The following is an 11692-nucleotide window of genomic DNA, read 5'->3' on the forward strand; positions in this document are numbered from 1 at the left end:
CATCATGAATTCTACGAATCCATTAGAACTGAAAGCACCTATTATCCAGTCTAAGAAAGTAAGCGCATGGAAAAAAGAATTAACGATTCCGAAAATAATCGCTACAATCCTATTGATTTTGGCTACATTATTTTTTATCTTTCCCTTTTACTGGGTAGTGTCGGGGGCCTTTAAACTTCAAACTGTGGCAACGACCATCCCACCGGAATGGTTTCCGTTAAAGCCGACGTTACAGAACTGGACAGAATTATTTAAGAATCCAGTAGAACGCTGGATGTTTAATAGCTTTATTATTGCTTTTGCAGAAATGGCTGCGATCTGTATTGTCTCCTCCTGTGCCGGATATGTTCTCGCAAAGAAATCATTTCCAGGACGAGGAATTATCTTCACGATGTTTGTTGCCGCTATGGCATTGCCTAAGCAAGTTATTCTCGTTCCGCTTTTTACGATGTTAGCAGACTTTGGTTGGGTCAATACGTATAAAGGGCTTATTTTACCGGCGATTGGATGGCCATTTGGAGTCTTTTTGATGAAACAGTTCGCGCAGACGATTCCGGGAGAGTTGATTGAAGCGGCAAAAATTGACGGCAGCTCGGAAATTCGATTGTTCGGAACGATCATTTTACCGTTATTGAAACCAGCAGTTGGTGCACTGGCCATATTCACCTTTATTACTTCATGGAACGATTATTTCAGCCAGCTAATCATGACGCGATCTACTTCGATGATGACCTTGCCACTTGGGGTTGCGACACTTCGAGGCGAATTCACAACGAACTATGGACTGCTTATGGCAGGAGCTGCGTTAGCTTCAATTCCTATGATTGCGATTTTCCTAATGTTTCAAAAGGCATTCACACAAGGGATTACGATGGGTGCTGTTAAGGGTTAACAATTCTCATAACAACGTAAATTAACAATAGTGATTTAAACGATGGAGGCTATTATCTATGACATCATATGATCTTGAAGCTTTTAAAGGCATTATTATCGCTTTGTACTCCAGTTATGATGCCGAGGGGAATATAGATAAAGAAGCGGCACGCAAATTAGCTCGTCATTATGCTTCTACAGGTGTGAAAGGACTTTATGTTGGCGGAAGCTCAGGCGAAGGCATGCTGCAATCGGTAGAAGAGCGTAAACAAATGCTCGAAGCAGTTATAGCGGAAGTAGGAGATGAGCTTACGATCATTGCTCATGTAGGTGCTCCATCTACAAGAGATAGTGTTGAGCTAGCTGAACATGCTGAATTAGTTGGCGCACATGCGGTATCGGCTGTTCCGGCTATCTATTATCGTTTGTCTCCAGACAGTGTTGAAAGTCATTGGCAGGCGATCATTGATAGTACTTCACTTCCATTTATTATCTACCACATCCCGCAAACGACAGGCTTTCAATTATCTAAAAGCTTGTTAGTGAAGATGGCCGCGCAGGATAAAGTGATTGGCGTGAAGATTTCAGCAGAAAGTACATTTGAGCTTCAGCAGTTTAAGGCAGCAGGTGGAAATGATTTTCTTGTATTGAATGGACCGGATGAGCAGTACTTAGCTGGCCGCAGCATTGGGGCAGATGGTGGGATTGGTGGAACTTACGGGGTCATGCCCGAGCTATTTTTAAAAGTAGAACAATGTTATGGGCAAGGCGATATGGCTGAGGCGCAGAAATGGCAGTTCATTATCAATGATCTCATTGTAGAATTATTATCCTTTCCATCATTATATGGTGCATGTAAAGCAATTCTGAGTTTGCGTGGATTTGAAACGGGCCAACCGAGAATGCCACTTCTACCCATCAAGGCTTCGGATCAGGATCGGGTGGAAGCTTTGAACAATAGAATATTAGATTATATTCTTGAAGCGAAGGGATAGGGTTTATGATGACTCGAATGAGCGATATCTTTCCGATGAAAGGTCTGATCGTGTCATGTCAGGCACTTGAGTATGAGCCACTTCATGGTGGAGATACAATGGCAAAAATGGCAAGAGCGGCGGTTCAATCAGGGGCAATTGGAATTCGGACGAATGGGGTTCCAGATATTCTAGCGATTAAAGAAGAAGTAAATGTACCGGTTATTGGACTTATTAAACGGGATATTCCCGGATCAGCCATATTTATTACGCCAACTCTGGATGAGGTGAAAGCAATCGTGTCCGCTAAAGCGGATATTGTTGCATTAGATGTTACGAATCGGGAAGGTCGCTTAGCGTCGGTTAAGCCTTTAATCGCATATGCCCATCAAATGGGTGTGCTTGTAATGGCAGATATATCGACTTTGGAGGAAGGACTGGCAGCGGAAGAATTAGGTGTAGATTTTATTGGTACAACACTTTCGGGCTATACACCATACAGCACACAACAAGAAGGACCAGATCTTGTCTTGCTGCAGCAGTTATGCGAGTTCGTGAAGATTCCCGTAGTTGCAGAAGGGCGTATATGGACACCAGAAGATGCGGCGAGAGCTAAGAGGGCTGGGGCATCTTATGTAGTTGTAGGAAGTGCGATTACACGGCCACAGTTGATCACTTCACGATATGTCAAAGTCGTGATCGATTGCTGAGACTTAAGGAGGCGAGTCCGTGTTAGAAGATTATGATCCTCTAATGGAATATGCTGTCGGAGTGGATATCGGGGGGACGAAAATTAATGCTGGACTCGTTACACCACAGGGTGACGTAGTACATACTGTAAGTCTGAGCACAAAGGCTGGGTTCACGAAGACCGTGGACCGAGCTATTCAGGCTATTCAAAAGCTAATGAATGAAGTTACAGCGATGCATGCAGGCATTCAATTTAAAGGGATTGGTGTAGGAACGGCAGGACAAATCGATTGGGAGGCGGGGAGTATTCGCTTTGCCTCTGAGCTTATTCCTGGATATGCTGGGACAGCTTTGAAAGCGTTGCTTCAGACTCAGTTCCAGCTTCCAGTAATCGTAGATAATGACGTGAATGTACTGGCATTAACAGAGAAATATTTAGGTTCTTGTATAGGTGTAGAAGATTTTATCTGTCTTGCACTTGGAACGGGCGTAGGCGGAGCGATTATTGTAGAAGGTCACCTTGTTCATGGTTCTTGGGGTGGGGCTGGAGAGTTAGGGCATATGTCTATAGATTTCAAAGGGCCGGCATGCGTTTGTGGTGGGAAAGGCTGCTTAGAGCACTATGCGTCAGGCACAAGCATTGCTCGTCGTATGCAGGAAAAACTAACTATACACAGCCTGCCACTTGATAACATAAACTCACGAGAAGTGATCGAGAGATGGAGGGAAGGAGACCGTCTAGCTACAGAAGTAATGGAAGAAACAATTGCTGCGCTTGGTTCAGCTATCGCTTCGTTTATTCATATTTTTAACCCAAAGGTTATTGTTATTGGTGGTGGAGTGGCTGAAGCAGGTGATCTATTATTCGAAGGAATAAGAAGAGAAGTGGCTACGAGAACGATGCCATCGATGCTGGAAGGCGTCCGCATTGAAGCAGCCTATCGTGGCAATTCCTGTGGAATGATCGGTGCGGCATTACAGATCTGGGAGTACGGAGTCCCATCCCTTTCATCTAGTAATGAAGGCTTTATCTAAATCTCTTGATTAAATAGAATAATTTACCGATAATGTTAAAGGGGATGAGAGTAAAGGTCAAATCTTTCTGGGGTCCCTAATCCGTTTATAAGGAGTGATGATGTTTGAGTACGAACAACACCACAATGAAGTCCGAGAGAGGTCAGTATTCGTAAGGGAAGAACACCTCTCAATGACCACGGGAGGCACTATCGGAAATGATGACTTTAATGAACATGGTGAGGGGAACAGAGAACGATCTACCTGCCAAAGAGATGATCAAGTATTGGAATCATGAGCCTGGAACTTTGAAGCTTGTGAGAGCAAGTAGCAATTTTATTTATATGTTTCAATGGAATAATAAGCACTATTATTTAAGGTTTACTCATGAAGAGGATAATACCGCAGAGAATATTCAGGCTGAACTAGATTTTATGATGTACTTATTGGAACAGGGCTATGAGACCGTAGAGCCAGTACGCTCCAAGCAAGGGAAGTGGATTGAGACCCTTTCAACTGGAAATGGTAAATATCACGGGGTTGTTTTTGAACAAGCCCAAGGGGAGTACGTTCCACTTGAAGAGATGTCGGAGCTGCAGTTCCAACATTGGGGTCAAACGCTCGCGAGATTGCATAATTTATCTGAGACTTATGCTCCGAGCACACCCGCACGTAAAAGCTGGGTCGATTCGCTTCAATTTATTTTATCCGTATTAAGAAGACACCCCGAGGAGCATAAAGCGCTTAAGGAATATGAACGAATTGAGGCGTGGCTAAGTGAGCTCTCTTTTGGCGTAGGGCATACGGGGCTGATCCATTTTGATTTTGAGACAGACAATATCTTTTATATGAAAGAGACGTCTCGATATAGTGCGATCGACTTTGATGACTCTATGTATCACTGGTTTGCGATGGATATCACATCAGCATTAAGAGATCTATCCAAACAGAATGATGATGAGAGCAAGAAGAACATCGATCTTTTTATTAATGGATATAGATCAATAAAGCGGCTGGACGATGAATATATCAAGCTATTGCCAGAATTCCAAAGATTCTCTGACTTATATGGATTCGCTAGGTTGCTTCGAAGTTTAGAGAATTTGGACGTTTCTATTTGTCCGGAATGGGCACTACAGCTTAAAGCTAAATTAGAAGCAATCTGTGATCGTATTCGGAATGGCTTTCATCCACATATTGCGCTGAAGACAATCACTGAGAATAACTGGTATGCCTGTACGCAATTAGAGGTGTCCAATGAGCAAAAGACGGTTTTTCCTGTACCAGTAGTCTATTGGTTAGCAGAATCGGCTTATTGCGGAATGACTCCGCTGGCTTTATACGCAGATGAAGAATTGGTAGGATTCTCAGTATATGCCGTAGATCCTGAGGACGGAAGTTATTGGATTATGGCTTTTATGATTGATCAGAAATATCAGAATAGAGGATTCGGTAGAACCGGAATGGATGCCTTGATTCGCACTATAAAAGCAGAATATCACTGCGACAAAATCGTTATTGGACATCGAATAGAGAACGAACGTGCTTCGAACTTATATACATCCCTTGGATTCGTTGAAATGAGCAGGGATGAGGTTGAAGTTATACGTGAGTTGATAGTGTAAAGAAAAGAGGCCGTTCCAAAAGTAGTTTTTGTACTACTTGGGAGCGGCTCTTCTTGTTATCCTGTAAATGACGTTCCAAATGATGATCCGAGTGAAGTTCCAAGTGAAGTTTCAATAGAACAATTAGGGAATTTCTCCCTCTAATTCTGAGAATATTGGTTGCCAGACTTATAATTAGGGAAAACCTCCCCTAAATTCGTCTGATTTGATGAGAATCAAAGGAATTATCCTGATTTATAGGGAGGAATTCCCTAATTTCATTCATTATTAGCGGATATCGACTTTTTATAGGGAGTTTTTCCCTAATCAGTTTTAAACCATCAAATATTAGCCCACTCCTGCTCTAAAGAGGAATAGACGATCTCGTTGCACCATTGCTGATTACAGAATCTAGTCTCCCTAAGAACTCCATCTTTTAACATTCCTGCTCTAATCATTACTTTCTCAGATTGCACATTCTCGGCGTTGGCATAAGCAACAACCCTATGTGCATTAAGAGAGCTAAAGGCATAACCTATTAGAGACTTCACGGCTTCAGTTGCATATCCCATTTTCCAATAGTCCGGGAGTAGGACCCAACCGATTTCCCATTCTCTGATTTCTTCCCAGTTTAACTTTATGCTGACATTACCGATGGGCTTCATATCCAGCTTTGTACATATTGCAAGATCATAATATTGCCGTGGATCACTTGTTGCTTGAGACAAGATCGAAAGGAAGTCATCTTTAATTTGTTTTGCATCAGGTGCAGTGTTCTCATATTTGTAGGATAGGGGATTTTGTTCTAGTTCTTCATAAAAAGAAGAATCACTGCTTGTATAATCTCTTAAAATTAATCGGTTCGATACTATTTCCATGAATATAGCACTCCTAGTTTAAGTTTTAATTGTTCTTCAGTTGCTACCGCCTAATACGATTACAAAGACTCTGTTATACGTACTCTGTAACTTCTTGTAGATCCATGTAATTTCCTTTATTTTTCATAATATTTACACATTATAAAAATATAAGCTTAACAACCTTCCATTTTTATCTACAAAAATAGTGGAATTGTGATAAAGTAATATTGGTTTATTTACTAGAGGGGGATTTTGGAAATGAAAATGATTAAATGGGGCATCACTGCAGCGCTGGCAGTATCTATGTTTGGTCCAATTCATACAGCGAAGGCAGCAGATACAAGTGTACAAGCAGAGACTACGACTCAAAACAACGATGATCTAATCTTTAAGATGGACTATACGGAGATGACCGTTGGTGACAAGGTTCCAGTGCAGATTTTTGCAAAAGGTCCAGATGGCTCATCCGAACGTGTTCCACTGTCTCAAGCAGATATGGTTATTGAGAAGCCTTACTTATTGCAAAAGCTGCCTGATGGTTCAATAAAAGCATTAGCCGTTGGCGAAACAAATGTAACCGTACGTTCAGGAGCTAATTCCAAAACGTTAAAGTTATCTATCAGTGCTGATAAGGACATCGAAACAGGTGTATTAATCAATGGCACGATGTATTTGCCTGTACAAACTACCTTTAAGAGTTTAGGTGCAACTATTCAGACGAATACAGCCACTAAGACTTTTAGTATTCGTGTAGGGGATTTGCCTATTCAGCTTCAACTGGGCAGCGATATTGCTATGGTGAATGGGAATAAGGTGAAAATGAGTGGTAAAGTGCAAACCGTGGATGGAGGAGCAGTATTCCCTGCTACCCTCTTAAAAACAGCATTGGGAGCAGTATTGGACTTTGGTGCTCATTATGAGTCTTTGAACATCAATTTCGGTAAAGCTGAGTTATTTGCGTACACAAAAAATACGTTAAAAATAGCCAAAAGAGAATCTCAAGGTGACCTCGCCAAGCTAATCGGAAAGACTTATTGGTTCAACCAGTATGATTCCGACTATAAATTCCAAAAAGCAACGATTGTTGATATTCTTGTGAACGACGATAATGAGTTTTCGATTTCTTTTCAATTGGCATCAGGTAAAATTGTGAATTCTTATGATATGGAATACGATCAGGTCACTCGCGATCTGGCAAACAAAGAGTATTTCTTTACGTCTGATCCTACCAAAATCTATAAATGGTCTAATGCGATTTGGGCCAAAATCAAGGCGGGTACAATTTCGACAGGGATGACGAAGCAGCAAGTAGAATTAAGCTGGGGCACTCCAATTGATAAATCAAGTCTATCCGGCAGTGGAATTACAGTTGAGACTTGGCAATATAGAAATTATAATTACGTAACCTTTACAAATGGTGTTGTCTCTATGATTTACACAAATTAATGTAAGGGAACTATAACTTCATTTTAAATCAAAGGACGCCTTCAGGTTCATCACCGGGCGTCCTTTTCATATATTCGAACGCCTCATCATTGATTTAGTCATAGAGCCTGTCTCTGAAGCATATCTTTTGAAAGAAGCACTTTCAGAATGAAATGTTGACTATTTATTGACCGAAATGAGGGGTTTATTCATGGCAAAGTCAAAACGTGGACATGCACTGTGGAGTTTACCATCCAGGGGTCGGGGTACTTGTCCGGTCTGTCAGAGCACACGGATCAAACTGCTTTATCCAAAAAGAAAAACGGACGGATCAGTCGTTAAGGTTTGTAAGCGTTGTGACAAGGCGCCTCAGACGAAAGTGGATGCAGTGTTGGTGTAAAAGAGTAACGCAAGGATGCCTAGTTGCAGCTATATGCATTTTGCATGTAGGTACAACTAGGCATCCTTATTTTGAAATATAAGAAAGTATAAATTTCACACTATGCTTGATATGAAATTATTTCAGCGTACGATGAATGACCTGATCACGTCTAGGTCCCACAGAAACAGTAGAAATACGTATTCCAATAGACGTTTCAATAAAGTCTACGTAACTTTTAGCTTGCTCTGGCAGCTCGTCGAAGTTTGTGATATGGGAAATATCGCAGTTCCAGCCAGATAAATACGTTATTATCGGTTTTGCTGTGTTTAACTTATTTGTTGCTGGAAACTTGTCGGTGATTTCCCCATTTTCAAGTTCATAGGCAACGCAAACCGGAATCTCATTTAAATAACCAAGAACATCCAGATTGGTCAGCACAACCTCCGTTGCACCTTGCATCAGGCAACCATAGCGTGTAGCTACTGCATCAAACCAACCCATACGTCTAGGACGACCCGTTGTTGCTCCAAATTCCCCAGCATCGCCACCTCGTGTGCGAAGTTCATCCGCTACAGGGCCTTCTAATTCAGATACAAAAGGTCCGGCACCAACACAGCTTGAATATGCCTTCGTTACAGCGATAACATTCGTGATGGCAGCCGCAGGTAGACCCGCGCCGACAGGTGCGTATCCGGCAAGTGTCGATGAAGAGGTAGAGTAAGGATATATACCGTGATCAGGATCGCGCAGAGCGCCTAATTGCCCTTCAAGTAGAATCGTTTCTCCCTTTGCATAAGCTTCTTGTAGTATTTCTGTTGTATTGGCAACATATGGTGCCAATTGCGCAGCTTCCTTTTGTAACTGAGTCATTAATTCCGAGACTTGGAAAGGGGCTTTCTTATATAAATGCTCCAGCAATACATTTTTTGAAGCAAGTAATTGTTCGAGACGTTTCTCAAGTCGGGCGGGATCAAACAAATCTGCAACTTGTATCCCGAGCTTCGCATATTTATCCGCGTAGAATGGCGCTATTCCTCGTTTGGTTGAACCGAACCCTTGTGACCCAAGTCGTTCCTCTTCCAGCTCATCAAACAAACGATGGATCGAAAGTACGATTTGAGCACGCTCAGACACGTACAACTTCGGCTGTGGAACCCCTCTATCTGCTAATGCTTGTAATTCCTTTACTAATACTTCTGTATCAAGAGCTGTTCCTGGTCCAATAATGTTTGTAACTGAAGGGTAAAATACACCAGAAGGCAGCATATGAAGCGAAAATTTTCCATACTGGTTAATGATAGTATGCCCAGCATTACTTCCACCTTGAAAACGAACTACATAGGATGATTGAGCGGCTAGTACATCTGTCATTTTTCCTTTGCCTTCATCTCCCCAGTTAGCTCCTACAATTGCGATTACGGTCACGTGATTACCTCCCAAGCTTGTGATTGGCTACAGCTCTAAGTATAATGCTAGATATAACATTAGAATAATTGATATATGTAATATCTATTATAAGGTGAGGTAATGACTTGGGAATGGACATCAACTTGGAATGGTATCGCTCTTTTTATTGGGTAGCACAAACAGGCAGCTTAACTGCGGCAGCAGAACGGCTGAATATCACACAACCCGCGGTGAGTCACACGATTAAGCAATTGGAAGAAAAGATGGGCGGCCCCTTATTTTTCCGTACCTCTAGAGGGGTGGATCTAACAACAGAAGGAAAAGTACTGCTGCGATTCATTGAGCAAGCCTTTCAGAATGTGGAGATGGGTGAGCGAGCGATTGCTGAAATGAACAATTTAAATAGTGGGGAGATTCATATCGGTGCAAGTGATACCCTCTGCAAATATTACTTGTTATCTTATCTCGAGCAATATCATGAACAATATCCTAACGTACGTATTCATATTACGAATCGAACAACACCGGAAACCCTCACGCTTTTAAAAGAAGGCAAAATTGATTTCGGCATCGTAAGCTTACCGGCATCTGACAAGCAGATTGAATTTCGTAAGAGTACACGGCTCCAAGATTGTCTTGTAGGAGGCAAGGGCTTCCGTCATTTAGCGGATAATACGATGCCGCTTTCAAACATTAAGCAGTACCCATTATTGTTCCTGGAGCCAGGAGGCAGCACAAGAAAGTATATCGATGGGTTTCTTGCCTCCAATCATGTGACGATAACACCAGAGTTTGAATTAGGCAGTGTAGATCTTCTTGTTCAGTTCGCTTTACGTGGCTTTGGTCTTGCTTTTGTTATTCGTGATTATGTTACGGAAGAATTAAAGAGTGGAGAACTTGTAGAAATCCCTTTAGATCCGCCGTTTCCAGAGCGCAATATTGGAATTTCGACTCTTCGAGGAGTTCCACTCTCTGCTGCTTCAAAGTCCTTTCTAAGCTTATTGGACTAAATTAAATCGGGTGAAGGATCATTCACATAAGGAGGAGGCTAGGCTATGAGCGGTATGCTTGGTCGGCTACGAAAGGGATACGGGAAAAAACTGCGGATACTACATACCTGGAACGGCTGGATTGTCGTGATATTGGCCTTGACGGGGCTAGTGCTAGTAGGTGGCTTCTGGCGAGGGTTCCTTGGTGAAGGCAGGGTATGGATTAAAGGCTTGCATATTGTGGTAGGAATCGCATCTATCCTTCCAGTGATCTATTATCTTCTGCTGGCCAGTAAACATTGGAAACAGCTAAAGGAAAAACCTTGGCAGCGGTTCAATGTACTTGTTGTGCTCTTCCTGTTGCTTGGGTGGTTCGTTTCTGGTGTATTGTTATGGCAGTTTCGTACGGTAGGACCGCAAGTATCTAATCTTGCATTGGTCGTTCATGATGTCCTGACATGGATTGGACTGCCTTACATTATCTATCACTCATTGACTCGTGTGAAGTGGTTGAAGGAGCCGAATCGTCGGACCATCAAGAGCGAGGGAAGTGCCATTACAACATCTCAGAATACTCCGCAACCAGTCTATACACGTAGAGCCTTTATTCGAGGGACGATCGGTGTAGGGCTTGCCCTTACAATCGGACCCTCATTTGTAAAATGGTTAGGCAACTCGATTGGAAACATCGGCGGCAGCGAAACGATCGATAAATTAATCAAGAATGACCGCAATCAGCTGTTGCCTGCACCGCAGCCACTGGCGGCATCATCACCGCCACTTGGAGGTGGGTCACAGGGTCAGTTCCGTGTCTATACAGTAACCCCTATTCCAGAGTTCACAAACGATAATTGGTCCTTTAAGGTAGATGGACTTGTTGACCAGAGCTTTACGTGGAATTGGGAGCAATTCGTTCAATTACAACGGGAGGTTCAAGTGAGTGATTTTCACTGCGTGACAGGTTGGTCTGTCTACAAGAATACCTGGGAAGGCATCAAGCTGAAGGATCTTCTACAACAGGCTGGTGTGAAGTCCACAGCAAAAACGGTGAAGTTCTACTCTGGGGATGGAGTATATACAGATACCCTTACGCTGGAGCAGGCGGATATGGACGATGTTATGGTCGCGGTGATGCATGATGGGAAACCGATTCCGAGCGATCTCGGTGGACCGGTTCGGCTAATTGTCCCCAAAATGTTCGCTTACAAGTCAGTGAAGTGGCTGAACCGGATTGAACTGATCGAGGGAGAGCATACAGGATACTGGGAGCAACGAGGCTATTCGAATGACGCTTGGGTATAAATGAGTTTACTTAACCTTAATGGGCTTTGGGCCTGTTAAGGTTTTTTTGTGATTAGGGATGTAATCACAGAAATAATTCCATATATATAGAAGTGAATCAACGAGGGGCAGAGATCATCTGCGGAAAATTAGTTTTTTTGTAAATAAAAGGAGTATGGTGAGTTAGTTTCTG

General features: G+C 42.6%; 11 protein-coding genes. 9 read left to right on the forward strand and 2 right to left on the reverse strand.

All coding sequences use genetic code 11. The features are described 5' to 3' along the window. Nucleotides 1-4: 4 nt before the first annotated feature. From NST34_RS13190 to NST34_RS13210, 5 genes are all read left to right on the forward strand, one after another. On the forward strand, nt 5-892 hold the full coding sequence (locus tag NST34_RS13190) for a carbohydrate ABC transporter permease (RefSeq protein WP_081382857.1): 888 nt from the start codon (nt 5-7) through the stop codon (nt 890-892). A 58-nt stretch (nt 893-950) separates the two neighbouring features. Then, the gene (locus NST34_RS13195; RefSeq protein WP_341127963.1) at nt 951-1868 is read left to right on the forward strand and encodes a dihydrodipicolinate synthase family protein; all 918 of its coding nucleotides are present in this window, start codon (nt 951-953) and stop codon (nt 1866-1868) included. A 17-nt stretch (nt 1869-1885) separates the two neighbouring features. Further along, a complete protein-coding gene (locus NST34_RS13200; protein ID WP_341127964.1) occupies nt 1886-2557 on the forward strand; it encodes an N-acetylmannosamine-6-phosphate 2-epimerase in 672 nt (223 codons plus the stop codon). A 19-nt stretch (nt 2558-2576) separates the two neighbouring features. Beyond that, nucleotides 2577-3572 (forward strand): ROK family protein, encoded by a 996-nt coding sequence (locus NST34_RS13205; protein ID WP_341127965.1) that lies wholly within the window; start codon nt 2577-2579, stop codon nt 3570-3572. A 197-nt stretch (nt 3573-3769) separates the two neighbouring features. Then, nucleotides 3770-5176, forward strand: coding sequence for a GNAT family N-acetyltransferase (locus tag NST34_RS13210; RefSeq protein ID WP_341127966.1), 1407 nt, complete (start codon nt 3770-3772; stop codon nt 5174-5176). Between the two features lie 320 nt (nt 5177-5496). Here NST34_RS13210 and NST34_RS13215 read toward each other — a convergent pair whose 3' ends face one another. Further along, nucleotides 5497-6033 (reverse strand): GNAT family N-acetyltransferase, encoded by a 537-nt coding sequence (locus tag NST34_RS13215; protein WP_339270791.1) that lies wholly within the window; start codon nt 6031-6033, stop codon nt 5497-5499. Nucleotides 6034-6273: 240 nt separating this feature from the next. Here NST34_RS13215 and NST34_RS13220 point away from each other — a divergent pair, with 240 nt between their 5' ends. Both NST34_RS13220 and NST34_RS13225 read left to right on the forward strand, forming a co-directional pair. After that, on the forward strand, nt 6274-7461 hold the full coding sequence (locus tag NST34_RS13220) for a stalk domain-containing protein (protein ID WP_076282829.1): 1188 nt from the start codon (nt 6274-6276) through the stop codon (nt 7459-7461). A 190-nt stretch (nt 7462-7651) separates the two neighbouring features. Continuing rightward, complete coding sequence (locus NST34_RS13225) at nt 7652-7840, forward strand: hypothetical protein (RefSeq protein WP_076121390.1); 189 nt, start codon at nt 7652-7654, stop codon at nt 7838-7840. Nucleotides 7841-7957: 117 nt separating this feature from the next. On the opposite strand, the gene NST34_RS13230 is transcribed toward NST34_RS13225, so the two are convergent. Beyond that, the gene (locus NST34_RS13230; RefSeq protein ID WP_341060595.1) at nt 7958-9247 is read right to left on the reverse strand and encodes an adenylosuccinate synthase; all 1290 of its coding nucleotides are present in this window, start codon (nt 9245-9247) and stop codon (nt 7958-7960) included. A gap of 113 nt (nt 9248-9360) precedes the next feature. Between NST34_RS13230 and NST34_RS13235 the strand changes: the two genes are divergently transcribed. Beyond that, nucleotides 9361-10239, forward strand: a complete 879-nt coding sequence (locus NST34_RS13235) for a LysR family transcriptional regulator (protein WP_341127967.1) — start codon at nt 9361-9363, stop codon at nt 10237-10239. 45 nt (nt 10240-10284) lie between these two features. Beyond that, on the forward strand, nt 10285-11520 hold the full coding sequence (locus NST34_RS13240) for a molybdopterin-dependent oxidoreductase (RefSeq protein ID WP_341127968.1): 1236 nt from the start codon (nt 10285-10287) through the stop codon (nt 11518-11520). Nucleotides 11521-11692: the final 172 nt, after the last annotated feature.

Origin of the sequence: Paenibacillus sp. FSL H7-0714 (assembly GCF_038003765.1) — a bacterium.
In the GTDB taxonomy this organism is placed as follows: domain Bacteria; phylum Bacillota; class Bacilli; order Paenibacillales; family Paenibacillaceae; genus Paenibacillus_AQ.

Coding starts and splice junctions, on each gene's coding strand:
- NST34_RS13210 (WP_341127966.1), top strand. CDS start 3,770: ATGATGACTTTAATGAACATGGTGAGGGGAACAGAGAACGATCTACCT.
- NST34_RS13200 (WP_341127964.1), top strand. CDS start 1,886: ATGAGCGATATCTTTCCGATGAAAGGTCTGATCGTGTCATGTCAGGCA.
- NST34_RS13220 (WP_076282829.1), top strand. CDS start 6,274: ATGAAAATGATTAAATGGGGCATCACTGCAGCGCTGGCAGTATCTATG.
- NST34_RS13215 (WP_339270791.1), bottom strand. CDS start 6,033: ATGGAAATAGTATCGAACCGATTAATTTTAAGAGATTATACAAGCAGT.
- NST34_RS13190 (WP_081382857.1), top strand. CDS start 5: ATGAATTCTACGAATCCATTAGAACTGAAAGCACCTATTATCCAGTCT.
- NST34_RS13240 (WP_341127968.1), top strand. CDS start 10,285: ATGAGCGGTATGCTTGGTCGGCTACGAAAGGGATACGGGAAAAAACTG.
- NST34_RS13195 (WP_341127963.1), top strand. CDS start 951: ATGACATCATATGATCTTGAAGCTTTTAAAGGCATTATTATCGCTTTG.
- NST34_RS13235 (WP_341127967.1), top strand. CDS start 9,361: ATGGACATCAACTTGGAATGGTATCGCTCTTTTTATTGGGTAGCACAA.
- NST34_RS13225 (WP_076121390.1), top strand. CDS start 7,652: ATGGCAAAGTCAAAACGTGGACATGCACTGTGGAGTTTACCATCCAGG.